The following is a 26,383-nucleotide window of genomic DNA, read 5'->3' on the forward strand; positions in this document are numbered from 1 at the left end:
GCGGCGGCGACGCCGAGGGGGACGGCGAGCAGGACCAGCGCGACCGGCTCGGCGAGCGCCTGCCGCAGCAGCTCGGGGCCGCGCACCCCGCGCAGCTTGGCGAGCGCCAGCTCGCCGTCGCGCGTGGCGAGCACCACGCCGACCAGGGCGAACAGCACGAACCAGCCGACGAGCACGACCTGCAGCCCGACCAGCTGCGCCGTGCTCGCGACGAGCCGGCGCCCCGCCACGGTGCCGTCGAGGGTGTCGAGCACCCGGGCCCGCACGGTGACGTCGCCGAGCGTGCCCTCCTTGTCGCGCACCGCCTCGGCGAGGTCGCGGCGCACGCCCGCGACGTCGTCGAGTGGCACCGCCCCCGGGCGCAGCGCGCGCTCCACCCGCACCGTGGTGCCGGGCACGCGGACGGTCGCCACGAGGTCGCGGGTGACCAGCACCGCGTCGAGCCGGGCCGGCAGCGTCTCCCTCCCGAAGGTGGTCTCCGGGGCGTACTCGGTGACGTCCTCGTCGAACCAGAACCGGCTCGCGGTGTCGAGCGACGACGCCCGGTACACCCCGCTCACCGTGTAGGTGGTGGGGAACGGGTCGGCGGTGCCGGGCAGCGGCGGCTCGTCCTCGAGCTCGGGGAGCAGCACCCGGCCGCCGGCCACGACGCCGACCTCGGCCGCGGACCGGTCCGACAGCAGCAGCTCGGTCGTGCTCGCCGGGCACGCGCCCTCGAGCAGCTCGACCTGCTCGCAGGCCCCCTCGCGCCACAGCAGCGCGCCGAGCGGCAGGGACGAGGCGGGCACGGCCGGCGGCGGCTCCTGCCCCTCCTGCGCCGGCGGCGGCGGGAGGCGGAGCTGGAGCCGGCGCGCGGTGACGACCACCGTGGTGGGTTCGTCCAGCCGCTCGTGCAGCCCCGGGGGCAGCGTGCTCGCCGTGCGCAGGGAGCCCGCGACGACCGTGGGGGCCGGCGGCGGCAGGCCGATCGGCGAGGCGTCCAGCGAGGGCACGCTGTCGCTCAGCACCAGGCCGAGGCCGCTGACGGGCGCCTCGTCGAGCGTGCGGGCGAGCAGCGAGTCCTGGGCGGCCCGGCCCCAGAGCGGTCCGGCGGCGGCGCCGGCCACGGCGAGCGCGCTGGCGACGAGCAGCGCCGCGGACGTCCCCCGACGCCACCACAGACCGCGCAGGACGAGCGCCAGGCCGGACGGCACGGGCGCAGTATGGTCGGCGACGGCACCGCGGGTACAGGAGCCGGGCCGTGCCGGCCCGGGCCGTTTTGACCGCGTGCGAGCCGCGCAGGTACCCTGGCGTGTCGATCCGTTGCGTCGATCTGGCACGCCCTCGGGTGGCCGGGCCGCGGCGGCGACACCCGACATCCCTCACGGAGACGAAGGCCACGACTGTGCGTACGTACACCCCGAAGCCCGGCGACGTCGATCGCCGGTGGCACGTCATCGACGCCGAGGACGTCGTGCTCGGTCGGCTCGCCAGCCAGACCGCCGCGCTCCTGCGGGGCAAGCACAAGCCGATCTTCGCCCCCCACGTCGACACCGGTGACTTCGTCATCATCGTGAACGCCGGCAAGGTCGCCCTCACCGGCAGCAAGCGCGAGCAGAAGATCGCCTACCGCCACTCGGGCTACCCGGGCGGTCTCAAGGCGACCGGCTACACCCAGCTGCTCGAGGAGAACCCCACCCGCGCCGTCGAGAAGGCCGTGCGGGGCATGCTCCCCAAGAACAGCCTCGGCCGGCAGATGCTGCGCAAGCTGAAGGTCTACGCGGGTCCCGAGCACCCGCACGCCGCGCAGCAGCCCGAGTCGTTCCAGATCACCCAGGTCGCGCAGTAAGCCACGCGCCCCACAGCCAGGAAGCAAGGACGAGGAGAACCGTGGCCGAGCCCACCGTGCACGAGCAGGACGTCGACGTCGACGACGCCCCCAGCAGCTACACCACCGCGACGCCGGGCGCCCAGGGCGCCGGCACGTCGATCACCGCCCCCGGCGGTGCCACCGGCCGCCGCAAGCAGGCCGTGGCGCGCGTGCGCCTCGTCCCGGGCACCGGCAAGTTCACGGTCAACGGCCGCGAGCTCGCCGACTACTTCCCGAACAAGGTGCACCAGCAGGCCGTGAACGACCCGTTCACCCTGCTCGAGCTCCAGGGCCGCTTCGACGTCATCGCCCGCATCAACGGCGGTGGCCCCTCGGGCCAGGCCGGCGCCCTGCGCCTCGGCATCGCCCGCGCCCTGAACGGGATCGACGAGGAGGCCAACCGCGCCGGCCTGAAGAAGGCCGGGTTCCTGACCCGCGACGCGCGGGTCAAGGAGCGCAAGAAGGCCGGCCTGAAGAAGGCCCGCAAGGCCCCGCAGTACAGCAAGCGCTGATCGTCGGGCGCTGACGAGGCGTCCGAGAACGGCCCCGGGAGTAGTGTTCCCGGGGCCGTTCCGCGTCCGGGGGTCTGGTGGTGCACGAGGGTGCACGAGAACGGAGGAGCGCAGTGGGACGACTGTTCGGGACCGACGGGGTCCGGGGTCTGGCCAACGTCGACGTCACGGCCGAGCTGGCGCTCGACCTGTCGGTCGCCGCCGCGCACGTGCTGGGTGAGGTGGGCGAGTTCGAGGGCCACCGCCCGACCGCCCTCGTCGGCCGCGACCCGCGCGCCTCGGGGGAGTTCCTGTCGGCCGCCGTGTCGGCCGGGCTGGCGAGCGCCGGCGTCGACGTCGAGGACGTCGGCGTGCTGCCCACGCCCGCCGTGGCCCACCTGGTGGCCGCCCGCGGGGCCGACCTCGGCGTGATGCTGAGCGCGTCCCACAACGCCATGCCCGACAACGGCATCAAGTTCTTCGCCGCGGGTGGCCACAAGCTCGACGACGGCATCGAGGACCAGATCGAGGCCCGCATGCGCGAGCCCTGGCAGCGTCCGACCGGTGCCGCCGTGGGCCGGGTCAACCGCGGCGCCGGCACCGGTGCCGACGAGTACGTCGCGCACCTGGTCTCGACCCTCGACGGCCGCCGGCTCGACGGCCTGCGCGTCGTGGTCGACTGCGCCCACGGCGCCGCCAGCGCGGTCGGTCCGCGGGCGCTGCGCGAGGCCGGCGCCGAGGTCGTGGTGATCGGCGCCGACCCCGACGGCCTGAACATCAACGACGGGTACGGCTCCACCCACCTCGAGCCGCTGCGAACCGCCGTCGTCGAGCACGGCGCGCACGCCGGCGTCGCGTTCGACGGCGACGCCGACCGGTGCCTCGCGGTCGACGGCGCGGGGCGCGTCGTCGACGGCGACCAGATCATGGGCGTGCTGGCCCGGTCGCTGCACGAGCAGGGCCGGCTCGCCCACGACACCCTCGTCACCACCGTGATGAGCAACCTCGGCCTGCGGCTCGCGATGGACGAGGCCGGCATCCGCACCGTCCAGACCGCCGTGGGCGACCGGTACGTGCTCGAGGAGATGCGCCGCGGCGGGTACACGCTCGGCGGCGAGCAGTCCGGCCACGTGCTGCTGACCGACTTCGCCACCACCGGCGACGGCGTGCTCACCGCGCTGCACCTGCTGGCCCGGGTCGCCGAGCAGGGCACCGACCTGGCCGCGCTCGCGGGTCAGGTGCAGCGGCTGCCGCAGGTGCTGGTCAACGTCGAGGACGTCGACAAGGCCCGTGCCGGCGACGACCCCGAGGTGGCAGCGGCGGTCAGCGCCGCCGAGGAGCGGCTCGGCCGCACCGGCCGCGTGCTGCTGCGCCCGTCCGGCACCGAGCCGCTGGTGCGCGTCATGGTCGAGGCCGCCGCGCAGGACGAGGCCGACCTGGTCGCCGCCGAGCTCGCCGAGGTGGTGCGCACCCGCCTCGCGCGCTGACCCCTGTTCGTCCACCACGTCCAGTTGGTGGCCGCACACCGAACGGGGCGTGCGGGGCCCGTGAAGTGGGTGCTCGCCTCGCAGAGTCAGATCTTGCGCAGCCGGACCTGGCGCACCGAGTGGTCGCGGTCCTTGCGCAGCACCAGGTGTGCCCGCGGCCGGGTGGGCAGCACGTTCTCGACCAGGTTGCGCTCGTTGATGTCGTGCCAGATCTGCTCGGCGCGGGCGCGTGCGTCGGTGTCCGACAGGTCCGCGTAGCGGCGGAAGTACGACTCCGGGCGCGAGAACGAGGTCTCGCGCAGGCGCAGGAACCGCTCGACGTACCACTCGCGCACGTGCGAGGTGCGGGCGTCGACGTAGATCGAGAAGTCGAAGAAGTCGCTCACCGCGAGCCCCTGCCGGCCGTCCTGGCGGGGACGCGCGGGCTGCAGCACGTTCAGGCCCTCGACCACGAGCACGTCCGGGCGCCGGACGACGACGTCGGCGCCGGGGACGATGTCGTAGGTGAGGTGCGAGTACAGCGGCGCCCGCACCTCGGCGACGCCGGACTTCACGGCGGTGACGAAGCGCAGCAGGGCACGGCGGTCGTAGGACTCAGGGAAACCCTTGCGCTGCAGCAGTCCTCGCCGCTCGAGCTCGGCGTTGGGGTACAGGAAGCCGTCGGTGGTGACCAGCTCGACGCGCGGGGTGTCGGGCCAGCGGGCGAGCATCTCGCGCAGGATGCGCGAGGTCGTCGACTTGCCGACGGCGACCGAGCCGGCGACCCCGATCACGAACGGTGTGCGCGCCGGGCCCTCGCCGAGGAACGTCGTGCGGGCGGTGTGCAGCCCCGCCTGCGCCTTCACGTACAGGTTCAGCAGGCGCGACAGCGGCAGGTAGACCTCCTGCACCTCGCGCAGGTCGACCCGCTCGCCGAGGCCCTGGAGGCGGCGCACGTCGTCCTCGGTGAGGGGGAGCGGGGTGGCCTGCGCCAGCTCGGCCCAGTGCGGCCGGTCGAGCTCGACGTAGGGCGTGGCGGCCAGCGGCAGGCCGACGGTGTCGGGTCCGGTCTCGGGACGCCCGGGCGCGCCGGGCCCACGATCGTCCTGCTCCGGCGCGGGGGACCACACGGTCGCCCATCATGCCGTGCGGACGCCGCGGGCACCCGCAGGGCCCGTCGGTCGGGTCGGCGGCGCCGCGACGACTACGCTCGACCGGGTGTGCGGGATCGTGGGATACGTGGGCCGGGCCGGGGCGGGAGCCTCCGCCGAGCACGGCGGGGCGCTCGACGTCGTGCTGGAGGGGCTCGGCCGGCTGGAGTACCGCGGGTACGACTCGGCGGGGGTGGCGCTGGTCGCCGACGACGAGGTCGTGACCCGCAAGAAGGCGGGCAAGCTCGCCAACCTGATCGGCGAGATCGAGGCGGCGCCGCTGCCCGAGTCGCTCACCGGCATCGGCCACACCCGCTGGGCCACCCACGGCGGCCCGACCGACCCGAACGCGCACCCGCACCTGGGCGGCGACGGTCGGCTCGCGCTGATCCACAACGGCATCATCGAGAACTTCGCCGCGCTCAAGGCCGGGCTGCTCGCGCAGGGCGTCGAGTTCACGTCCGAGACCGACACCGAGGTGGTGGCGCACCTGGTCGCCGCCGCCTACGAGGAGACGGGCGACCTCACCGAGGCGATGCGGCGGGTGTGCAACGACCTCGAGGGGGCGTTCACGCTGCTCGCGGTGCACGCCGACGCGCCGGGCACCGTGGTCGGCGCGCGCCGCAACTCCCCGCTCGTGGTGGGTCTCGGCGACGGCGAGAACTTCCTCGGGTCCGACGTCGCCGCGTTCATCTCGCACACCCGCGACGCGCTCGAGCTCGGCCAGGACCAGATCGCCACCATCACGCCGGACTCCGTCGAGGTCACGGACTTCGAGGGCAACCCGGTGCAGGGCAAGGCGTTCCACGTCGACTGGGACGCCGCCGCCGCCGAGAAGGGCGGCTTCCCGAACTTCATGGCCAAGGAGATCCACGACCAGCCGCACGCGGTCGCCGACACGCTCCTCGGCCGCACCGACGAGACCGGGCGGCTGGTGCTCGACGAGCTGCGCATCGACGAGTCGGTGCTGCGTGACGCCGACCGGGTCGTCGTCCTCGCCTGCGGCACGGCGGCCTACGCCGGGCACGTCGCGAAGTACGCGATCGAGCACTGGGCCCGCATCCCGGTCGAGGTCGAGCTGGCGCACGAGTTCCGGTACCGCGACCCGATCGTGGGCCCGCGCACGCTCGTCGTCGCCATCTCGCAGTCGGGCGAGACGATGGACACCCTGATGGCCGTCCGGTACGCCCGCGAGCAGGGCGCGACGGTGGTGTCGATCTGCAACACGCACGGGTCGTCGATCCCGCGCGAGAGCGACGCCGCGCTCTACACCCACGCCGGGCCGGAGATCGCCGTCGCCTCGACCAAGGCGTTCCTCGCCCAGATCACCGCCTGCTACCTGCTCGGCCTGTACCTCGCCGAGCTGCGGGGCGGCTCGCGCGCCGAGGCGGTGCCCGAGGTGCTGCGCGAGCTGCACGCGATGCCGGACAAGATCCAGACCGTGCTCGACGGGCTCGACCACGTCCGCGAGATCGCCCGCTGGATGGCCGACACCCGCTCGGTGCTGTTCCTCGGCCGGCACGTCGGGTTCCCGGTGGCGCTCGAGGGCGCGCTCAAGCTGAAGGAGCTCGCCTACATCCACGCCGAGGGGTTCGCCGCGGGCGAGCTCAAGCACGGACCGATCGCGCTGATCGAGCCCGGGCAGCCGGTGTTCGTCGTGGTGCCGTCGCCGCGCGGCGAGGACTCGCTGCACAGCAAGGTCGTCTCGAACATCCAGGAGATCCGCGCCCGCGGGGCCCGCACGCTGGTCATCGCCGAGGAGGGCGACACCGCCGTCGAGCCGTTCGCCGACGAGGTGATCCGGGTGCCGCAGTGCCCGCCGCTGCTGATGCCGCTGCTCACCGTCGTCCCGCTGCAGGTGTTCGCCTGCGAGCTGGCCGGCGCCAAGGGGCTCGACGTCGACCAGCCGCGCAACCTCGCCAAGTCGGTCACGGTCGAGTGAGGTGATCGTCGGGGTGGGCATCGACGTCGTCGACGTCGCCCGGTTCACGCGCCAGGTCGAGCGCGTCCCCGGCCTGCTCACCCGGCTGTTCACCGAGACCGAGCGCGGGCTCGCGCCCGCCTCGCTCGCGGCCCGGTTCGCCGCCAAGGAGGCGGTCGCGAAGGCGCTCGGCGCCCCGGTCGGGCTGGTCTGGACGGACGCGACGGTGCGCCGCCTGCCCGGCGGGCAGCCGGTGCTCGACGTCACCGGGACGGTGGCCGCGCGCGCCGCCGAGCTCGGCGTCGACCGGTTCCACCTGTCGCTGTCGCACGACGCGGGCATCGCGTCCGCCGTCGTGGTGGCCGAGCGGGACCCCTCGTGATCGACGCCTACTCGGTCGCGGACGTCCGGGCGGCCGAGGAGCGCGCGATGGCGGCTCTGCCGGACGGCGCGCTGATGCAGAGGGCCGCGGCCGGGCTGGCCGCCGAGCTCGTCCGCGAGCTGTGCGAGCACGCGGGCGGCGTCTACGGGCGCCGGGTGGTGCTGCTCGTCGGGCCGGGTTCGAACGGCGGCGACGCGCTCTGGGCGGGGGCGCGGCTCGTGCGGCGGGGCGTGCAGGTGACCGCGGTGCTCACGAGCGAGTCGGTGCACGCCCAGGGGCTGGCGGCTCTGCGGACCGCAGGAGGGCGGGTGGTCGACGTCGCTGCGCCGCTCGACGACGTCGCGGACGCGGTGGGGCGTGCGGACGTGGTGGTCGACGGCCTGCTCGGGATCGGCGGGCGGCCGGGGCTGCGCGGCCGCGCCGCCGAGCTCGCCGACGTCCTCGACGGCTCGCGGGTGGTCGCCGTCGACCTCCCCAGCGGCGTCGCCCCGGACACGGGCGCGACGAGCGGTCCGCACGTCGTCGCCGACGTCACGGTGACCTTCGGCGCGGTGAAGCCGGCGACGGTGCTCCCACCCGGCGAGGCGGCGTCCGGCGAGCTGCGCGTCGTCGACATCGGTCTCGACGTCCTCGGCGACATCGTGGTCAAGCGGATGGAGCCGGACGACGTCGCCCACCTGTGGCCGCACGCCCGCTCCGACGACGACAAGTACTCCCGCGGCGTCGTGGGCGTCGTCGCGGGTGGTGCGACCTACACGGGCGCGGCCGTCCTCGCGACAGGTGCAGCCGTGCGCTCAGGAGCCGGGATGGTGCGCTACCTCGGGCCGGGCGCGGCGACCGACCTGGTGCGCGCCCGCTGGCCGGAGGTCGTCCCGGGACCCGGTCGGGTGCAGGCGTGGGTGCTCGGCCCGGGCGTCGACCCCGACGACGCCGGCCAGGCCGAGCACGTGCGCGCGGCGGTCGCGGGCGAGGAGCCGTGCCTGGTCGACGCCGGCGCGCTCGGGCTGCTGCCCGACCTGCTGCGCGACGACGCCGTCCGCGCTCCGCTGCTGCTGACCCCGCACGCCGGCGAGCTCGCCCGCCTGCTGACCGACCTGGGCCACGACACCGACCGCGCCGCCGTCGAGGACGACCCGCTCGCGCACGCGCGCCGGGCCGCCGAGCGGACGGGAGCGACCGTGCTGCTCAAGGGTGCGGTCACGCTGGTCGTGCCGCCGGACGGGCCCGTGCTCTCCCAGGCCGACGGGCCCGCGTGGCTGGCGACGGCAGGGTCGGGCGACGTGCTGTCCGGCGTCGTCGGCACGCTGCTCGCCGCCGGCCTCGACCCGTCGGAGGCCGGCGCGCTCGGGGCGCTCGTGCACGGCCGGGCCGGGTGGACCGCGTCGGGCGGCGGCCCGGTGAGCGCGGGTGCGGTGCTCGACGCGATCCCCGCGACGCTGCGCGAGCTGCTCGTACCTCGCTGACCGCCCGCGCCGGGGCGAACCCGAGCAGTGCTGCGAAAACCGGGACGGGACGGGGCGTCACAGGTCATCCTGTCCGCGCGGCGTCCGACCCTGGCGCCGTTCCTCCTGACCCCGAGGGGCCACTCCGCATGAACCTCCGACGTGCCGCAGCCGCGGCCGCCCTGTCCGCCGCCGTCATCGCGCCGCTCTGCAGCGCGCCGGCGCTCGCCTGGTGGCCCGCGCCCAGCGGCGCCGCCGCACCAACCTTCGCCGACGCCGCGACCCGCGGAGCCCACGGCAAGGCCGCGACCGCGACGACCGTCGCGCCCGACGCCGCGGCCGACGCCGGCCGCACGGCGGCTGCCGTCCCGGACGGCACCTACAACCCGCTCCCGAGCGTCCGCCTGCTCGACACCCGCAACGGCAACGGCGCCCCGGTGATGCTGTGGCCGCAGGGTGCGATCTCGGTGCAGATCGGTGGCCGGGGCGGCGTCCCGTCGTCCGGCGTGTCGGCCGTGGTGCTGAACGTCACCGCCGTCGGCCCGAGCGCCGGCACCTGGATCACCGCGTGGCCCAACGGCGGGACCGAGCCGAGGACCTCGAACCTCAACATCAACGCCGGCGAGAACCGCGCCAACCTGGTGACGGTGGCCGTCGGTGGCGACGGCAAGGTCAACTTCCGCAACGCGAACGGGTACACGCACCTGCTGGCCGACGTCGTCGGCTACTACTCGAACGCGTCCGGCGTGGCCGGCGGCGGCTACCACCCGGAGCCGAGCCCGTACCGCGCCTACGACTCGCGCCAGTTCGAGGAGGCGTGGGCGCCCGGCGAGGACGCGTTCGTCTACACCCTCAGCGACACCATGGACCCGTCGGTCCGCGCGGTGGCGGTGAACATCACGGCGCTGCCGAGCACCGGCGGCTACCTCACCGTCTACGGCGGTGGCGCCCGCCCGAACGCCTCGACGGTGAACTTCGTCGGTGGCCGGGCGACGCCCAACCTCGCCGTCGTGCCCGTCGCGTTCGACGAGGACGGGTACCCGATGATCAAGATCTTCAACTCGGCGGGTACCACCGACGTCCTGATCGACGTCGTCGGCTGGTACGACGGGTCCGCCACCGCGGAGAGCTTCCTGTTCACCCCGGTCGCCCCGACCCGCGCGCTCGACACCCGCCTCAGCGGCGGGCCGCTGACCGCGAGCTCGACGCGCCTGGCGCCCACGGCCTCGGTCGCCCCCGGCGCCGTCGCCGTGGTCGCGAACGTCACGGGTGTGTCGCCGACCGGCAACACCTGGGTGGGTGTGAACTCCACCGCCACCAAGCCGGCCGCCTCGACGCTGAACCTGGTGCCGGGCGAGACCCGTCCGAACCTCACCCACGCTCCCGCGGGTGCCTCCGGCTTCTACGTGTACAACGCGGTCGGCAGCACCAACGTGATCGCGGACGTGTTCGGCTACTTCAGCTGATCGACGCGGTCCACCGGACCGCACCGCTCGACCCGGGCCGGGTCCGGCAGCCTCGCTGCCGGGCCCGGCCCGCTCGCGTCCGGACGGGGGAAACGGTGCGAAAAGCGGTGCAGCGGTGCAGAAGCGCCGTCATGCTCGTGGCACGGCGCCTCACCCGGGCGCCGTTCGTGTCGACCCAGGGGGACCCCTCCGCATGAAGCTCCGTCGTGCCGCAGCCGCGGCCGCCCTGTCCGCCGCCGTGATCGCGCCGCTCTGCAGCGCGCCGGCCCTCGCCTCCGGTGCCGCCCCGAGCGGTACCCCCACGGCCGCCGCCCCCACCCAGGGCGAGCGGATCCCGTTCTCCGAGCTCGACGCGTCGAACGCGAAGGTCCGCGCCGGCAAGGCCGCGGCGGACGCGCAGGCCGACCGCACCGCCGCGGCCGGTCCCGACGGCACCTACCAGGCCCTGTCGAGCAGCGTCCGGCTGCTCGACACCCGCAACGGCAACGGCTCGCCGGTCATGCTCTGGCCCAAGGGCGCCATCGCGCTGCAGGTCGGCGGTCGCGGCAACGTCCCGTCGTCGGGCGTCTCCGCCGTCGTCATGAACCTCACCGCCGTCGGCCCGACCGCCGGCACCTGGATCACCGCCTGGCCGAGCGGCGGGACCGAGCCGAAGACGTCGAACCTCAACGTCAACGCCGGCGAGACCCGCGCCAACCTCGTCACCGTCGCCGTCGGCGCGGACGGCAAGGTCAACCTGCGCAACGCCAACGGCCACACCCACCTGCTCGCGGACGTCGTCGGCTACTACTCGAACGCGTCCGGCAGCACCGGCGGCGGCTACCACCCGGAGACCACGCCGTTCCGGTCGTACGACTCGCGGGTGGACGCGCTGCCGTGGGTGGCGGGCGAGATCTCGAACGTGCCCGTGCCGACCCCGTCGATGGACCCCGAGCTGGTCGACGCCGTCGCGGTGAACGTCACGGCGCTGTCGAACTGCAACGGCTACCTCAGCGTCTGGGGCAACTACGGCGCCCGCCCCACCACCTCCACCGTCAACTTCCTGGCGGGCCGGGCGACCCCGAACCTGGCGATCGTCCCCGTGATCTACGACGAGATCGACGACTACCCGCGCATCAACGTCTACAACTCGTGCGGTCACACGCACGTGTTCTTCGACGTCGTCGGCTGGTACGACTGGAACGCGAGCGGTGCCACCTTCACCGCGGTGCAGCCGAACCGCGCGCTCGACACCCGGCTGAACAACCACGGTCCGGTGGCCGGCAGCAGCTCGGCCTTCGTGCCGACCGCCGCCGTCGCCCCGGGTGCGGTGAGCGTCGTCGCGAACGTCACGGGCGTCTCCCCGACGCGCGACACCTGGCTCGGCGTCGCGGCGACGTCGACCAAGCCCGGCTCGTCGACGCTGAACCTGGTGCCCGGTGAGAACCGTCCGAACCTGACGCACGCGCCGGTGTCGGGTACCGGGTTCTACGTCTACAACGCGACGGGCAGCACGCACGTCATCGCGGACGTCTTCGGCTACTTCCACTGACGCCGCGCCCCCTGCGGGGGCACTCCGACCGGGGCCGGGTCCCGCGCTGCACGCGCGGGGCCCGGCCTCGGTCGCACCCGGGCGCGAACGGTTCGGTCACGGTCGTGACACGGCGCCGCAACGATCTTCGGGAGCGCCGGGCGGCGCCCGGAAACCGTTGCGGGTCAGTGGTTCCTGCGCCACGATCGGGCTCATCGCCCGACCCGGGCGTCCGACACCAGCATGGGGGAACAGCATGAGGCACCGTCTCGCCGCCACCGCGGCGGCCCTGACCGCGATCGTCCTGGCGCCGCTCGGCGCCGCCACCGCCGCACCGGCGACGTCCGCCGCACCCGCCACGGACCGCGCCGCCGCCGCCGTCGACGCCAACGGCACCTTCGTGCCGCTCCCCGGCGCGCGCATCCTCGACACCAGGTCCGGCGTCGGCGCGTCGGCCCCCGGCCGTCTCGGGCAGCAGATCACGAGCACGCTGCAGGTCGCGGGTCGCGGCGGAGTGCCCGCGACGGGCGTCGAGGCCGTCGTGCTCAACGTCACCGGCGTCGACGCCGTCGCGAACACCTGGGTCACCGTCTGGCCCACCGGGACGACGGTGCCGAACGCGTCGCAGCTGAACGTCGTCGCCGGCGAGACCGCTGCCAACCTCGTCACGCTGCCGCTCGGCGCCGACGGCAGGGTCAACCTGTACAACGGCTCCGGCACGCTGCACCTGCTCGCCGACGTCGTGGGCTACTACGCCCCCGCCGGCGGCGCCGTCGTCGGCGGCGGCTTCCACCCGGTGCCGGCGCCCCACCGCTCCTACGACTCCCGCGGCACCGTGCAGCCGTGGGCCGCGGGCGAGGCGCGGCGGGTGCCCGTGGGCGCCCCGGGCATGGACGCCAGCATCACGGCGGTGTCGGTCAGCCTCACCGCCCAGTCCACGACGTCCGGCTGGCTGACCGCCTGGAGCGGGCAGGGCGCCATGCCGCCCACCTCCACCGTGAACTACCGCCGCGGCTGGCCGGCGTCGAACCACGCGATCGTGCCCGTGACCCGGGACGCGCAGGGGCAGCCGTGGATCACCGTGTTCGCGTCGTCCGGCGGGACCGGGGTGATCGCCGACGTCCTCGGCTGGTACGACGGGCAGATCGACGCCGACGGGTACCGGTTCACGGTCACGACGCCGACCCGCGTGCTCGACTACCGCGAGGTCGGCGCCGGCTGGTCCGTCCCCGTGCCGACCGGCCAGGTGACCCCGGGCGCTGTCGCGGTCGTCGCGAACGTGCTCGGGCACTACCCGAGCTACCCGACCTGGATCGGGGTCTCGCCCACCGCCGGCAAGCCCGCCGCGTCCACCGTCAACGTGGCGCCGTACCAGAACCGCTCCAACTCGACGGTGGTGTCGACCTCGGGCAGCGGTTTCCACGTCTACAACGCGACGGGGATGGTCAGGGTGGCTGTCGACGTGCAGGGCTACTTCAGCTGACGCCCTCCTCCGACCGGGCCGGGTCCGGCAGCACGCGCTGCCGGGCCCGGCCCTCGTCGTCAACCCGCCTGCTCGCGCGCGCGGGCCAGGTAGGCCGAGGGCGTCGCGCCGACGGCGTCGCGGAAGTCGCGGCTGAAGTGGGCCTGGTCGAACCAGCCGAGATCGGTTGCGAGCGAGGCGAGGTCGTCGACCTCACCGGCGTCGATGAGGTCCGCGGCGTCCTGCAGGCGGTACCGCTGGAGCACCCGCTTCGGCCCGACGCCGACGAACCGGTGGAACAGCCGCTGCAGCGTGCGCACCGAGGTGCCCGTGCGCCCGGCGACGTCGTCGACCCGCACCAGGGTGCGGTCGGCCAGCACGGCGGCGACCACCTCGAGCAGCTGCAGGTAGCCCGGGTCGGGGTCGTGCTCCACCCGCGCAGCGAGGGACGCGTCGAGCACCTGGGTGCCGGTGACGAGGTCGGGTGCCGCCAGCACCTCGCGCAGCAGAGTGGCGGCGCCGGCACCCCAGGCCGCGGCGAGCGGGACCACGGCGTCGGGCGCGACGCGGTGCCCCGTCAGCGCGGTGAAGCCGCCGGGCCGGAACTTCGCTGCGACGACCCGACCGGTGCCGGTGAGGTCGATCGCGAACCGCCGGGTGACGACGCCGTGCAGCAGCGCGGCCGGGAGGGCGTGGCCGTGGTGGGGCCCGGTGCCGGACTCGACCGACAGGTTCACGCACGGGTGGCTCAGCACCTCGGAGCGGAACGGCTCCTGGCCGCGGCGGTCCCACTCGACGGTCCAGTACCGCTCGACGTACGGCTCGAGGCGGGGGTCGACGGCGTGCTCGCGACGCAGGTGGGCCTGCGCGGCCGTCTCGGCCGGGCGCAGCACGCCCTTGGTGCTCGCCGTGCGCACGGCGGCCGGTGTCGCGTTCGTCCAAGACCCCACGACCCGAGCGTAGGCAGGATCGGTGGCATGGCGATCACCGACGGCCGTCCCGACGGCTACACCACCCTGACCCCCTTCCTCGTCTGCTCGCCCGCGCGGGAGGCGATCGCGTTCTACGAGCGCGTGTTCGGCGCCACCACCCTGGGCGTCATGGACGGCCCGGACGGGACCGTCATGCACGCCGAGCTCGACCTCGGCACCGGCCGGCTGCAGCTGTCGGACCCGCTGCCCGGCATGGGCCTGGTCGCGCCGGACGGCGGGGACGCCGTGAGCGGTTCGACCTGCATCTACGTGCCGGACGTCGACGCCACCTTCGCGCTCGCGGTGCAGCACGGCGCCACGGTGCGCGAGGAGCCGTCGACGTTCGTCACCGGCGACCGGTTCGCCTCGCTGCTCGACCCGTTCGGCCACCGCTGGGCGGTGATGACGCGGGTCGAGGACGTGCCGGACGACGTCGCCGAGCGGCGCCTCGCGGAGTGGGCCGAGACGCAGACCTGACTCGGGTCAGCCGCCGGGCGGGGTGAACTCGCTCAGCGTGCAGGTGGCGCCCTGGGGGTCGCGCACCAGAGCCGTCCGCGTCCAGTCGGTGTCGTCTGTGCCGAGCACCTCGCCGCCGAGACCCGGGACCAGGGCCGCCACGGCGTCGCGGTCGTCGACGGTGAACGTGACCTTCCAGCCGGCGGCGGCCGGGTCGTCGACCCGCAACAGCCAGGCGATCGAGTCGGCGAACCCGGGCGGCGCGCTGATGGCCGCCTGCCGGTCGTGGATGCCGGGGTCGACGGTGGCGGCCAGGTGGTCGCCGTACCCGGGACGCCGCACCATCAGCGCGAACCCGAGGTCCTCGACCTCCCAGCCGAACACCTCGCCGTAGAACGCCGTGGACGCCTCGACGTCGGTGGTGTGCAGGTCGCTGAAGTTCCAGGCGCCCGGCGCGTTGGTGAGCTGGGCGCCGAGGCGGCGCCGGGCCTGCCACAGCCGCAGCTCGTGCCCGGACGGGTCGACGCACACCGCGTTCACCCCGCCCTCGCCCGCCGCCTGCGGCTCCTGGACGACCCGGCCGCCGGCCGCCTCCCAGCGACGGCAGGCCTGCTCGGCGTCGTCGACGGCCACGTAGGTGTTCCACCCCCGACCGGTGGGGCCGGGGCTGCCGACGCCGGCGACGTCCTGGCCGTCGAGCCCGGCCACCAGGTAGGTGACCGGCGCGTCGGGTGGGGTCGCGCGGGTGAACGACCAGCCGAGCAGGCCGCCGTAGAACGCCGCGGCCGCCTGCGGGTCGGGCTGCTCGAGGTCGACCCACGACGGGACGCCGGCCGGGTAGGTACGCGGGGTGGTCGTCATGCCCCGACCGTGCCACCACGGTCCGACAGCAGCACCTCCAGCCAGGCGCGGACGGCCTCCTCGACCTGCGGCAGCGCCGTCCGCAGGGAGTGGTCGGCGGCGAGCAGCACCAGCGCGCGCCCGACCGCCTGCGGGGGGCAGCCGAACGGGTCGCGATCGCCCTGCAGCACCAGCACCGGCACCTGCACCGCGTCGAGCTCGGGCAGCCGGGTCTTCTCCGGTGCGGCGCCGGCGGGCAGCAGCGGGAAGGCCAGGCACAGCACGCCGGTCACGTCGGTGCGCAGCGAGGTGCGGCAGGCGACGCGGCCGCCGAAGGAGCGCCCCCCGGTCACCAGCGGCAGGTCGGACGTCGACCGCAGGTGCGCGAGCACCGCCAGCAGCGCCGCGTCGACCTGACCCGCCGGCGCGGGCATCCGGCGCCCGGCGACGCGGTACGGCTGCTCGACCAGGACGGCCGCGACCTCGGCCTCCGCCGCCCCGCGCACGGCGGCCAACAGGGCCGGGTCGTGCACCCCGCCGCTCGCGGAGTGGCCGAGCACCAGGGTCGCGCGCGGGTGGGAGACCGCGTGGTGGTGCAGCCGTGCGGGCCCGTGCGGCGTCGGGACCTCGACCACGCCGCTCACGACGTCGTCCCGAGCAGGGCGGCCGCGGCCGGCCGGGCGAGGAACTCGGCCGCCAGCGCGTCGTCGCCGATGAGCGCGGCGCGCCGGCGCACCAGGCCGCGCCCCGTCTCGCGGACCTGCTCCGCGAGCGGGTCGCCGCCGGCCGCCAGCACCGTCCAGCAGGCCAGCGGCACGTCGTCGGCCTCGGACCCCTCGAGCCCCTCGTCGGTGAGGTGGGGGAGCAGCCCCTCGACGACCGCGAGCGCCTCGTCGGCGCGGCCGGTGGCGAGCAGCGCCGTCGCCCGCCCGGCGGTCGCCTCGAGCACCAGGCCCTGGACGCCGAGGGCGGCGAGCTCGCGCTCGGAGCCGGTGAACGCCTCGAGCGCGCCCGCGTGGTCGCCGCGCGCCACCCGGACGACGCCGTCGACGAGCAGCGCGAACCCGAGCTCGCGCCCGGACGCCTGCCGCGCCCGCTCGACCGAGGCCGCGGCCAGGCCCGCCGCGTCGTCGTGCTCGCCCCGCTCGGACGCCGCCCAGGCGCGCGTCGCGAGTCCTGTCGCGACGATGCCGTGCAGGGCGAACGGGTCCGCGACGGCGACGCCCTCGCGCGCGTGGGCGTCGGCGTCGTCGTACCGCCCGAGCGCCATCTCCATCTCGCCGAGGATCACCAGGTTGGTGGCGTACGCCTCCCGGTCGCCCAGCCGGCGGGTGAGGACGATGGCGTCGCGCACCCAGTCGAGCGCGACGGCGAGCTCGCCCTGCCCCGCGGCGATCGTGGCGAGGTTCCCCAGCACGATCGCCTCGCGGTAGCGGTGGCCCGAGTCGGCGAAGACGGGCCTGGCCCGCTCGAGCGCGGCCCGGGCGTCGCGGAGGCGTCCGAGCAGGTAGTAGGTGGTGGCCAGCTGCCCGAGCGCGGTGCCCTCGCCCTCGGCGTCGCCCAGCGCGGCGAACAGCTCGCGCGAGCGGCCGCCGTGCGCGAGCGAGACCTCGTACTCGCCGCGGTTGCCGGCGAGCATCGACAGGTAGCGGTAGGTCTCGGCCTCGACGGCGGGCAGCCGGTGCCGCACCGCGAGGTCGAGCGCGGCGTCGAGCTCGGCGGCCGCGCGGTCCTGCGCGTCCGACCAGGTGAACGCCTTGCCGGCCCACAGGTGCCCGCGCGCGGCCGCCTCGGCGTCGTCGAGCGCGCCGGCGCGGCGCACGGCGTCCTGCGACCAGCGGACGGCGTCGTCGTAGCGGCTGGTGTCGAAGGCCAGGCGCGCCTGCGCCAGCGCGTGCCGCACCCTCCTCGGCTCCGAGACGTGCTGCAGCAGCGGGGACATCGTCTCCAGCGCGGTCGCCTGCCGGTCGCGCTCACCGCGCCGCTCGTCGACCCGCTCGAGCTCGGCCAGCAGGTCGAACCGCAGGTCCGCGTCGTCCTCGCTCGCGATCGCGAGGCCGCGCTCGAGCAGGCGGACGGCCTCCTCGCTAGCGTAGACCGAGGCGGCGCGGACACCCGCGCGCAGGTACCAGCGCGCGGCGCCGGCGTCGCCCGCGCGGTCGGTGTGCTCGGCGATCACCGCGGCGAACTCGTCGACCCGGCCGTGCCGTTCGGTCACCTCCACCAGCCAGGCCGCGGCCAGGGCGTGGTACCCGCGTCGGTGCGCACGGAGCATGCCGTCGTAGGCGACGTCGCGCAGCAGCGCGTGCTTGAACGAGAACTCCTGGGCGGAGCCGAAGGCCGAGCTGCCGCGCTGGTGCACGAGCTCGCGGTCGCGCAACCGCTCGAGCGCGTCGCCGACCGGTGCGCCGTCGTCACCGAGGTGCTCGACCGCGCTGTCCCAGAAGACGCGTCCGACCACCGACGCGCGTTGCAGCACAGCGCGTTCGGAGACCTCGAGCGCGTCGAGGCGGGACTGCAGCACTCCCTTGAGCGTCGAGGGCACGCGCACCTGACCGATGCGGTCGACGCGCACGTCCCACTCGCCGTCCCCGCGCACGACGACGCCCGCGTCGACCAGCCAGGTGACGAGCTCCTCGATGTAGAACGGGTTGCCCTCGGCACCGTCGACGACGAGGTCGACGAGCTCGCGCGGCACCTCGTGCACGTGCTGCAGCAGCTGACCGAGCAGCAGGCGGCTCTCCCTGCGCGACAACGGTTCCAGCGTCAGGCGGGCGTGGTGCGTGAGTCCTTCACCCCAGTGCGGACGCGCCTCGAGCAGCGTCGGTCGGGCGGTGGCGACGACCAGCACCGGTGCGTCCGCGAGCACGCCGTCGGCCGCGTCCAGCCAGGTGAGGGAGGCGTCGTCGGCCCAGTGCAGGTCCTCGAAGAGCACCACCGCCGGCGCCCGCCGGGTCAACCGCTCGAGGTACCGCGCCAGCAGCTCGCTGGCCCGGTCGCGCAGCGCCTGCGGGTCGGCGGGCACGTCGTCCCCGGCGACGCCCTCGAACCCGAGCCAGCGCGCGACCACGCGCGCGTCGGACCGCGTGCGCGGCGAGTCGCCGAACGCGGCCGCGAACCCCTCCTCGAGCCGGGTGATCACGGCCGCGGGCGGGTCGCTCGCGCCGATGCCGAAGCGGGTGGTGACCGCGTCGCGCAGCAGGGCGTGCGGTCGGTTCTGCCCGGACGGCGAGGCGCGACCCCGGAACCACCAGACGGGGTCGGGCCGCTCCTGGAGCCAGGCGTCGAGCTCGAGCAGCAGCCGCGACTTGCCGACCCCCGCGTCGCCGACGACGGTCGTGATGCGCCACGACGACTCCTCGACGACGTCGGCGAGGTGCTCCTGCAGGGCGAGCAGCTCGATGTCGCGGCCGACCGTGCTCGTCTCGACGCCGCCGACGCCGACGGCGCGCTCCAGCTCGAACGAGCGGGGGCGCTCGGCGAGCACGACCCACGCGTCCACGGGGTCGTCGATCCCCTTCAGCCGCAGTCCCGGACGGGGCTCGAGGCCGAACACCCCGCGCACCAGCCGCCGGGTGTCCTCGCCGATGAGCACCATGTCCGGCGGGGCCTCGCCCTGGAGCCGGCTGGCGCGGTTCACGGTGGGCCCGACCGCCACGAACTCGTGCCCCGCCCGCTCGCCGAGGGTGCTGACCACGACGTCCCCGGTGTCGACGCCCACGCGCATCCGCAGCCGCTCGCCGAAGCGCCGCTCGACCTCCTCGGCGGGCTCGCGCAGCGACTCCACCAGCGCCAGCCCGGCCCGCACGGCCCGCACGGCGTCGTCCTCGCGGGAGGTTCGCAGCCCGAAGACCGCCATCACCGCGTCGCCGATGAACTTCTCGACCACGCCGCCGTGCTCCTCGATCACCCGCTGCCACCGGGCGAAGACGGCGTTCACCACCTCGCGGGTGTCCTCGGCGTCGAGCCGCCTGGACAGCACCGTGAACCCGACGAGGTCGGCGAACAGCACGGTGACGAGCCGGCGCTGCTCGCCGGCGGCGGACGCCTGCAGGGCCGCGCGCCGCTCGAGCAGGGGTCCGAGGGCGGTGGCGACGACGGACTCTCCCAGCACCGGCGCCTGCGCGCGCAGCGCCTCGATGGCCGCGTCGAGCTCGGCCAGGGCCGACCGGCCCCCGACCGCCGCGCCGCCGTCGCCCATGAGCGACACCGTAAGGGCCCCGGGCGGTCTCGTGGTCTGGTTCGATACGGCCATGCGGCTGCAGGCGACGGCGACGTCGATGTCGTGGATCCCGTCCGAGATCGTCACGGGCCCGCTGCGCGCGGGGTTCGAGACCGGTCTGACCCACTACGACCCCCCGCCGCCCGACCGGCTCGGGCCGGGCGACGTCGAGCGCCTGCGCGACGCCGACCTCTTCCGGTTCGCGAACGTGCTGGCCGGCTGGGCCGACGTCGAGGACGGCGTGGTCGTGGCGGCCGGGTTCGACGACTCGTCCGGGCTGCGCATCGGCGTCACCCGGCTGCAGGTCGGCCCCGTGGGGGCGACCTTCCGCGCCGGCCGGCTGCCGACCGTCCGCCGCGAGCCCGAGGGGATCGGGACGGCCGAGGTGCGCCTCGTGCAGACCGTCGGGGGCCGCACGGGGGCGCCCCTGCCGCGGCCGGTGCCGCACCGCCAGCTGGTGCAGTGGTCGGCCCCCGTGGTGTGGTCGACGCTCGCCCTGACGCTGCGGGCCGACGGCAGCAGCGACGTCGAGCTGACCGGGGCGAGCAGCTTCCCGCGGCACTGGGTCTACGACACCGACGGGCGCCTGGTCGCCAAGACGGGGGTCACGGACCAGGCCGGGTGGGTGCGCGACTCGTTCGGCGCCCGAACGCCGTGGGGCGAGCAGGACTCCGCGGCGCTGGTGGTCGAGGCCGAGAGCGACCTGGAGCGCCAGATGTCGCACGACATCATGCGCGGCGGGCGTCCCGAGGTGCGCCGCCTCAAGGCGGGCGAGGTGCTGACGCGCCAGGGCGAGCCGGGCGACGAGCTGTTCCTGCTCCTCGACGGCGTGCTCGAGGTCTCGGTCGACGGCACCGCGCTGGCGCAGGTCGGACCCGGCGCCGTGCTGGGGGAGCGGGCGCTCCTCGAGGGCGGCACCCGCACCTCGAGCCTGACCGCCGCGACCAAGGTCGCCGTCGCCGTGGCGCGGCGCGACGCGGTCGACCTCGACCGGCTGCGCGTGCTCGCCGACGACCACCGCCGCGAGGACGCCTGAGCCCGGCGCGGCACACTGGGGCCGCCATGGACACCACCGCGCGCACCGACCTGCCGCTGCACCCCGGCGAGGTGCGCGTCGACCTGACCGCCGTGCGCCACAACGTCGCCACCCTGCGCGAGGCCGCCGGCTCGGCCGAGGTGATGGCGGTCGTCAAGGCCGACGCCTACGGCCACGGGCTCGTCCCGTGCGCGTCGGCGGCGCTCGAGGGCGGCGCCACCTGGCTGGGCGTGGCCCAGGCCGTCGAGGCGCTGCAGCTGCGCGCGGCCGGGGTGCGCGCGCCCGTCCTGTGCTGGCTGTGGACGCCCGGCTCCGACCTGGCGCCCCTGGTGTCCGCCGACGTCGACGTGTCGGTGTCGGCGCCGTGGGCCCTGGCGTCCGCCGTCGCCGCGGCGGAGGCGACCGGGCGCACGGCCCGGGTGCACCTCAAGGTCGACACCGGCCTCGCGCGCGGCGGCAGCACCGTCGCGGACTGGGACGACCTGCTGGTCGCGACCGCGGCCGCGCAGGCGTCCGGGACGGTCGAGGTCGTCGGGGTGTGGTCGCACATGGCTCGTGCCGACGAACCCGAGCACCCGACCGTCCGCAGCCAGGTCGAGGTCTTCGGCGACGCGCTCGCCGCGGCGCGGCGGCGCGGGGTCGAGCCCGCGCTGCGGCACCTGGCGAACTCGGCGGCCACCCTCACCGCGCCGGGAACCCACTTCGACCTGGTGCGGCCCGGCATCGCGGTGTACGGCGTCTCGCCGGTGCCGCAGGTCGCCGGCGCGGACGCGCTCGGGCTGCGGCCGGCGATGTCGCTGCGCGCGCGCCTCGCGCTGGTGAAGGACGTCCCCGCCGGGCAGGGGGTCTCGTACGCCCACGCGTACACGACGCCCACCGCGACCACGCTCGGGCTCGTCCCGCTCGGCTACGCCGACGGCGTGCCGCGGCACGCCTCCGGGGCGGGGCCGGTGCGGGTGCACGGGCACGGCGCGACCGTCGACACGACCGTGGCCGGCCGCGTCTGCATGGACCAGGTGGTCGTCGACCTCGGCCCCGGCGAGTCCGCGCGGGTGGCGGCCGGCGACCTCGTCGAGCTGTTCGGTGACGGCGCGGACGGCGGCCCGACCGCCCAGGGCTGGGCGGAGGCCGCCGGCACGATCGCCTACGAGGTCGTGACGCGCGTCTCACCGCGCCTGCCGCGCACCTACCTCGGCGGGTCCGACGTCGTCCCGTCTGGGACAGTGACGCACGTGGAGAAGGTGACGGACGGGGACGCGTCGTGAGCCGGCGGACGTCGCTGGTGACGCTCGGGATCGGTCTGGCGGCAGCCGGGGTCGGCGCCGTCGCGGGCGTCGCCGCCGAGCGGCTCGCCGTGGGCCGCCCGGTGCTGCGGCGCCTCCCCCAGGACGAGGACGAGGTGGCCCTGGGCTCGCTGCGCGAGGTGCCGGTCGTGGTCACCAGCGACGACGGCACCCAGCTGCACGTCGAGGTCGACGAACCGGAGCAGCCCGACCCGCACGGCCTCACCGTCGTCTTCAGCCACGGCTACGCGCTCAGCCTCGACAGCTGGCACTACCAGCGGCTCGCGCTGCAGGGCCGGGTGCGCACCGTCTGGTGGGACCAGCGCGGCCACGGGCGCTCCGAGCGCGGGCCGGAGGGGTCGGCCACCATCGACCAGGTCGGCGCCGACCTGCAGGCGGTCGTCGACGCGACCGCGCCCACCGGGCCGCTGGTGCTGGTCGGGCACTCGATGGGCGGCATGACCGTGATGTCGCTCGCGGCGCGCAACCCCCGGCTGTTCGAGGAGCGCGTGGTGGGCGTGGCCTTCGTGTCGACCAGCGCGGGCGGCCTGGCCGACGTCGACCTCGGCCTGCACCGCTTCGGTACCGCGCTGCGCAAGGTGGCCCCCCGGGCGCTGCGCCTGCTGTCGCGCAGTCCGGGCCTGGTCGAGCGCACCCGCCGCATCGGCAGCGACCTCGAGGAGGTCGTCGTCAAGCGCTGGTCGTACGCGAGCCCGGTGAGCGCGGAGCTGCTCGACTTCACCGCGCGCATCATCGCGTCCACCCGCATCGAGGTGGTCTCCGACTTCCTGCCGCAGTTCGACGGGCACGACAAGCGCGAGGTGCTGTCGTCGCTGTCCGGGCTGGAGTGCCTGGTGCTCACCGGCGACCACGACCTGATGATCCCGACCGAGCACAGCGAGGTCATCGCCTCGGCGCTGCCGAAGGCCGACTTCGCCGTCGTCCGCGACGGCGGGCACCTGGTCATGCTCGAGCACCCCGAGGTGGTCACCCCGCACCTGGTGGCGCTGCTGCACCGGGTGCGCGAGCGGCTCGCCAGCGACGGCTCGGCCGCCCCGCTGCGGGCGCGGCAGCCGCGCAAGGTGGCGCGGGCGCGGACCACCCGCACCCGCGCGCCGCGCAGCCGGCGCACCCGGCCCCAGCCGTGAGCGCCGTCGAGGTGCGCGACGACGTGCCCGACGCCGACGCGATGCGCGCGCTCGGACGGCGGCTGGCCGAGGTGCTGCGCGCGGGCGACCTGGTGCTCCTCACCGGCCCGCTCGGCGCCGGCAAGACCACCCTGGCGTCCGGCATCGGCGCGGGTCTCGACGTCGAGGGCCGCGTCACCTCGCCGACCTTCGTGCTGGCGCGCGAGCACCCTCCGCGGGGCGACGGGCCCACCCTCGTGCACGTCGACGCGTACCGGCTCGACGGCCGCGTCGAGCTCGAGACGCTCGACCTGGAGTCGGCCCTGGACGCGTCGGTCACCCTGGTGGAGTGGGGGACCGGGCTGGTCGAGGACCTGGTGACCGACCGGCTCGAGGTGCTGCTCACCCGTGCCGAGGGCGACGACGCCGGCACGTCGACCGACCTCGCCGACCCGGGCGACGAGCCGCGCGAGGTCACCCTCCGTGGTGTCGGCGACCGTTGGGCCGCAGTCGATCTCGCCGAGGTCGCCCGAGGAGGTGCGTGACCGTGCTGCTCGCGCTCGACACGTCCGCGGCGGTGGCGGTCGCCCTGCACGACGGCACCGACGTGGTCGGCTCCGCCCTCGCGCACGACCCGCGCCGCCACGCCGAGCTGCTCGTCCCGATGGTCGACACGGTGCTGCGCGAGGCCGGTGCCACGCGCCGCGACGTCACGGCGGTCGCCGTCGGTCGCGGGCCCGGGCCGTTCACCGGCCTGCGGGTGGGGCTGGTCACCGCGCGCACCCTCGCGCTCGCCCTCGGCGTGCCGGTGCACGGGGTCTGCAGCCTCGACGCCCTCGCCCAGCAGGCCGTCGACGACGCCGTCGTCGCCGGGGGCGCGACGTTCGTCGTGGCGACCGACGCGCGTCGCCGCGAGGTCTACTGGGGCCGCTACCAGTCCGAGGACGGCGTCGCCGTCCCGGTCGGCGAGCCGCAGGTCGCCCTCCCCGCCGACGTGCCCCTCGACGGCGACCCCGTCGTCGGCCGCGGTGCCGCGGTGCACCCGGACGTGCTGCCGGCCGTGGCGGACGGGCCGCTCGACCCGGACGCGGGCGCGCTCGCGTCGGTGGTCGTCCGGCTGCTCGCCGCCGGTGCCGACCTGTCGTCGACCGCGCCGCTGTACCTGCGCCGACCGGACGCCACCGAGCCCGGGGCGCCGAAGAGCGTGCTGGGCGGACCGCGGGCGTGAGCACCGCCCCGGCGCTGCGCCCGCTGCGCTGGTGGGACGTGCCGGCCGTGCACGCCCTCGAGGAGCAGCTGTTCGACCCGGACACCTGGTCGCCCGAGACCTTCTGGGCCGAGCTCGCCGCGCCGGGACGCTGGTACGTGCTGGCCGAGCGCGCCGGCGAGGTGGTCGGGTACGCCGGGCTCGCCGCGTCCGGGGCCGAGGCCGACGTGCAGACCGTCGCCGTCGCGCCGTCGGCGCAGGGCACCGGGGTCGGCCGGGTGCTGCTCGACGCCCTCGTCGCCGAGGCCGCGCGGCGCGGCGCCGCCGCCGTCCTGCTCGAGGTGCGGGCCGACAACGTGGCCGCGCGGACCCTGTACGAGCGCACCGGGTTCGAGCGGATCGGGGTGCGGCGCAGGTACTACCAGCCCGGCGACGTCGACGCGCACGTCATGCGGCTGCGCCTCACCGGCTCCGCGGAACGGCCTCCGGCGGGCTGACCGGTCCCCTACCGTTGACGGGTCAGCGTCGCGGACGAGGGGGGATCGACGTGTCGTCACCGTGGCAGGCGCCCGGCCAGCAGCCCGGGGTGCCGCAGCCGCCGCCCGGGCCGTGGGGGCAGCAGGGCGGGTACGGCCAGCAGGGCGGGTACGGCCAGGCGCCGCCCTACGCCCAGCCCTACGCCCAGCCCTCCACCCAGCCCTACGGCACGCCGGCCGCGAACCCGTACGCGCAGCAGGGGTACGGCCCCTACGGTGCGCCGCCGGGCTCCTACGGCGCACCGGTCCGGCCGTCCCGGGGCCTCGCGGTCGCCGCGCTGGTGCTGGCGGGGGTGTTCCTGCTGGCCGTCCTGCTCCGTGCCCTGACCGCGTTCTCGGCCGCCGAGCAGTACCGCGACGCCACGCTGGCGGGCGGCAGCGCCGTCGACGTCCTCACCGGCTACGACACGGCCGGGCTGCTGCTGTTCCCGGCCATGCTCGCCGCCTACGTCCTCACCTGCTGCTGGCTGGTGCGGGCCCGCGCCAACTCGGAGGCGATGACGCCGCACCAGCCGACCCGCGCCCGGGGCTGGATCTGGGCGGGTTGGCTCGTGCCGGTGGTCGCGCTCTGGTTCCCGTTCCAGGTCGTGCGCGACGTCCTGCGCGCGGGCCGGCCCGGTGCCGGCGCGCTCCTCGGGTGGTGGTGGGCGACCTGGCTGCTCGGCCAGGGCCTGCAGAACTCGGCGAGCCGGCTGATCGGGTTCGACGGCACCGTCGACCCGAGAACGATCGGCATGCTGGGCCCGCTCGAGTCCGCGAGCGCGCTCCTGCTCACGGTGTCGTTCGTGCTCTGGTGCCTCGTGGTCACCACGGTCGCGCGCGACCAGGAGGCCCGCGTCCGCTGACGCGCGCACTCCACCCGCCGAGTGTGAGTGCCGCGCACGACACGCCGGGCGTGTCGCGCGTGGGACTCACACTCTGCGCGAGGGGGAGGGGCGTCGCCGTGCCTCGCGCCGTCCGTAGGGTGCTGGGCATGACCCGACGCCCCCTCGTGCCGCTGCTGTGCGCGGCCGCCGTGCTGCTGTCGGCCTGCGGTGGCGGCGACCCCGCTCCCACCGCGTCGTCCTCGACGTCGTCGACGTCCGGGGCCGCGACCTCCGGGCCGAGCCCGACGCCGTCCGCCCTGCCGTGGGGGCCGACCGAGGACGAGCTGGCCGCCGCGCGCGGGACCGTCGCGGCCTGGACGCCGGAGCAGCTCGCCGGCGGGGTGCTCGTCCCGCGCTACGACGGCACCGACCCGCAGGCGCCTGCCGCGCTGGTGCGCGAGCTGCACGCCGCGGGGGTGATCGTGATGGGCGACAACGTGGTCGACGCCGAGCAGGTGCGCGCGAGCGCCGAGTCGGTGCAGCAGGCGGCTCGCGAGGACGGTCGCGACTGGCCGGCGGTGGTGTCGGTCGACCAGGAGGGCGGGCTCGTCGCGCGGCTGAAGAGCCCTGTGGCGGCTGACTTCCCGACGTTCATGTCCGCGGGCGCCGCGCTCGTGGGCGGCCGCGAGCGCGAGGTCGAGGCCGTCGCCGCCGCGGTGCGCGAGGCCGCGCCGCACGTCCAGCTGCTGGCCGAGCGGG

23 protein-coding genes and 1 pseudogene are annotated in these 26,383 nt (G+C 75.7%); 18 read left to right on the plus strand and 6 right to left on the minus strand.

Annotated elements, in window-relative coordinates:
* Positions 1-1,193, minus strand: a pseudogene (locus tag ACYVKY_RS03480) (hypothetical protein); the annotation flags it as partial.
* 191 nt (positions 1,194-1,384) lie between these two features.
* Between ACYVKY_RS03480 and rplM the strand changes: the two are divergent.
* The 3 genes from rplM to glmM all read left to right on the plus strand — a co-directional run bounded on the left by rplM (position 1,385) and on the right by glmM (position 3,827).
* Positions 1,385-1,828, plus strand: a complete 444-nt coding sequence (gene rplM / locus ACYVKY_RS03485) for a large ribosomal subunit protein uL13 (protein WP_460433602.1) — start codon at positions 1,385-1,387, stop codon at positions 1,826-1,828.
* A 41-nt stretch (positions 1,829-1,869) separates the two neighbouring features.
* Complete coding sequence (rpsI, locus tag ACYVKY_RS03490) at positions 1,870-2,361, plus strand: 30S ribosomal protein S9 (RefSeq protein WP_460433603.1); 492 nt, start codon at positions 1,870-1,872, stop codon at positions 2,359-2,361.
* Between the two features lie 113 nt (positions 2,362-2,474).
* Positions 2,475-3,827 carry a phosphoglucosamine mutase gene (gene glmM / locus ACYVKY_RS03495; RefSeq protein WP_460433604.1) on the plus strand — a complete coding sequence of 451 codons (1,353 nt, stop codon included), beginning with the start codon at positions 2,475-2,477 and terminating at the stop codon, positions 3,825-3,827.
* An 86-nt stretch (positions 3,828-3,913) separates the two neighbouring features.
* Here the strand turns inward: glmM and coaA are convergent, their stop codons facing one another.
* Positions 3,914-4,855, minus strand: coding sequence for a type I pantothenate kinase (gene coaA / locus ACYVKY_RS03500; RefSeq protein WP_460433623.1), 942 nt, complete (start codon positions 4,853-4,855; stop codon positions 3,914-3,916).
* Positions 4,856-5,024: 169 nt separating this feature from the next.
* Between coaA and glmS the strand changes: the two genes are divergently transcribed.
* The 6 genes from glmS (at position 5,025) to ACYVKY_RS03530 (ending at position 13,161) form a co-directional block, all read left to right on the plus strand.
* Positions 5,025-6,899: a glutamine--fructose-6-phosphate transaminase (isomerizing) gene (gene glmS, locus ACYVKY_RS03505; RefSeq protein WP_460433605.1), complete on the plus strand. Its 1,875-nt coding sequence runs from the start codon at positions 5,025-5,027 to the stop codon at positions 6,897-6,899.
* Position 6,900: 1 nt separating this feature from the next.
* Positions 6,901-7,260, plus strand: coding sequence for a holo-ACP synthase (locus ACYVKY_RS03510; protein WP_460433606.1), 360 nt, complete (start codon positions 6,901-6,903; stop codon positions 7,258-7,260).
* The gene (locus tag ACYVKY_RS03515) at positions 7,257-8,723 is read left to right on the plus strand and encodes a bifunctional ADP-dependent NAD(P)H-hydrate dehydratase/NAD(P)H-hydrate epimerase (protein WP_460433607.1); all 1,467 of its coding nucleotides are present in this window, start codon (positions 7,257-7,259) and stop codon (positions 8,721-8,723) included. Before ACYVKY_RS03510 ends, ACYVKY_RS03515 begins: the two co-directional genes overlap by 4 nt.
* A gap of 128 nt (positions 8,724-8,851) precedes the next feature.
* Complete coding sequence (locus tag ACYVKY_RS03520; RefSeq protein ID WP_460433608.1) at positions 8,852-10,168, plus strand: hypothetical protein; 1,317 nt, start codon at positions 8,852-8,854, stop codon at positions 10,166-10,168.
* A gap of 193 nt (positions 10,169-10,361) precedes the next feature.
* Positions 10,362-11,699: a hypothetical protein gene (locus tag ACYVKY_RS03525; protein WP_460433609.1), complete on the plus strand. Its 1,338-nt coding sequence runs from the start codon at positions 10,362-10,364 to the stop codon at positions 11,697-11,699.
* A 235-nt stretch (positions 11,700-11,934) separates the two neighbouring features.
* Positions 11,935-13,161, plus strand: a complete 1,227-nt coding sequence (locus ACYVKY_RS03530; RefSeq protein WP_460433610.1) for a hypothetical protein — start codon at positions 11,935-11,937, stop codon at positions 13,159-13,161.
* A gap of 59 nt (positions 13,162-13,220) precedes the next feature.
* On the opposite strand, the gene ACYVKY_RS03535 is transcribed toward ACYVKY_RS03530, so the two are convergent.
* The gene (locus ACYVKY_RS03535; protein WP_460433611.1) at positions 13,221-14,090 is read right to left on the minus strand and encodes a DUF6597 domain-containing transcriptional factor; all 870 of its coding nucleotides are present in this window, start codon (positions 14,088-14,090) and stop codon (positions 13,221-13,223) included.
* A 27-nt stretch (positions 14,091-14,117) separates the two neighbouring features.
* Between ACYVKY_RS03535 and ACYVKY_RS03540 the strand changes: the two genes are divergently transcribed.
* Positions 14,118-14,588: a VOC family protein gene (locus ACYVKY_RS03540; protein ID WP_460433612.1), complete on the plus strand. Its 471-nt coding sequence runs from the start codon at positions 14,118-14,120 to the stop codon at positions 14,586-14,588.
* A 6-nt stretch (positions 14,589-14,594) separates the two neighbouring features.
* Here ACYVKY_RS03540 and ACYVKY_RS03545 read toward each other — a convergent pair whose 3' ends face one another.
* From ACYVKY_RS03545 to ACYVKY_RS03555, 3 genes are read right to left on the minus strand one after another with little or no spacing between them, the layout of a single operon-like run.
* Positions 14,595-15,428: a VOC family protein gene (locus ACYVKY_RS03545; protein WP_460433613.1), complete on the minus strand. Its 834-nt coding sequence runs from the start codon at positions 15,426-15,428 to the stop codon at positions 14,595-14,597.
* On the minus strand, positions 15,425-16,051 hold the full coding sequence (locus tag ACYVKY_RS03550; RefSeq protein WP_460433614.1) for an alpha/beta hydrolase family protein: 627 nt from the start codon (positions 16,049-16,051) through the stop codon (positions 15,425-15,427). The genes ACYVKY_RS03545 and ACYVKY_RS03550 overlap by 4 nt, the downstream gene beginning before the upstream one ends.
* Complete coding sequence (locus ACYVKY_RS03555; RefSeq protein WP_460433615.1) at positions 16,048-19,608, minus strand: ATP-binding protein; 3,561 nt, start codon at positions 19,606-19,608, stop codon at positions 16,048-16,050. Before ACYVKY_RS03555 ends, ACYVKY_RS03550 begins: the two co-directional genes overlap by 4 nt.
* 52 nt (positions 19,609-19,660) lie before the next feature.
* On the opposite strand from ACYVKY_RS03555, the gene ACYVKY_RS03560 reads away from it, so the two are divergent.
* The 8 genes from ACYVKY_RS03560 to ACYVKY_RS03595 form a co-directional block, all read left to right on the plus strand.
* Complete coding sequence (locus ACYVKY_RS03560) at positions 19,661-20,665, plus strand: cyclic nucleotide-binding domain-containing protein (RefSeq protein WP_460433616.1); 1,005 nt, start codon at positions 19,661-19,663, stop codon at positions 20,663-20,665.
* A gap of 26 nt (positions 20,666-20,691) precedes the next feature.
* A complete protein-coding gene (gene alr / locus ACYVKY_RS03565) occupies positions 20,692-21,930 on the plus strand; it encodes an alanine racemase (protein WP_460433617.1) in 1,239 nt (412 codons plus the stop codon).
* Positions 21,927-23,096, plus strand: coding sequence for an alpha/beta fold hydrolase (locus ACYVKY_RS03570; RefSeq protein ID WP_460433618.1), 1,170 nt, complete (start codon positions 21,927-21,929; stop codon positions 23,094-23,096). The genes alr and ACYVKY_RS03570 overlap by 4 nt, the downstream gene beginning before the upstream one ends.
* Entirely contained in the window at positions 23,093-23,620 is a 528-nt protein-coding gene (gene tsaE, locus ACYVKY_RS03575; RefSeq protein ID WP_460433619.1) for a tRNA (adenosine(37)-N6)-threonylcarbamoyltransferase complex ATPase subunit type 1 TsaE, read from the plus strand. The genes ACYVKY_RS03570 and tsaE overlap by 4 nt, the downstream gene beginning before the upstream one ends.
* 5 nt (positions 23,621-23,625) lie before the next feature.
* Positions 23,626-24,303, plus strand: coding sequence for a tRNA (adenosine(37)-N6)-threonylcarbamoyltransferase complex dimerization subunit type 1 TsaB (gene tsaB / locus ACYVKY_RS03580; protein ID WP_460433624.1), 678 nt, complete (start codon positions 23,626-23,628; stop codon positions 24,301-24,303).
* Entirely contained in the window at positions 24,300-24,779 is a 480-nt protein-coding gene (gene rimI / locus ACYVKY_RS03585; protein WP_460433620.1) for a GNAT family protein, read from the plus strand. The genes tsaB and rimI overlap by 4 nt, the downstream gene beginning before the upstream one ends.
* Before the next feature lie 50 nt (positions 24,780-24,829).
* A complete protein-coding gene (locus ACYVKY_RS03590; protein ID WP_460433621.1) occupies positions 24,830-25,663 on the plus strand; it encodes a DUF4328 domain-containing protein in 834 nt (277 codons plus the stop codon).
* A gap of 128 nt (positions 25,664-25,791) precedes the next feature.
* A partial coding sequence (locus ACYVKY_RS03595; RefSeq protein WP_460433622.1) for a glycoside hydrolase family 3 N-terminal domain-containing protein occupies positions 25,792-26,383 on the plus strand: 592 nt, incomplete at its 3' end.

The organism is Angustibacter speluncae (genome assembly GCF_054777815.1).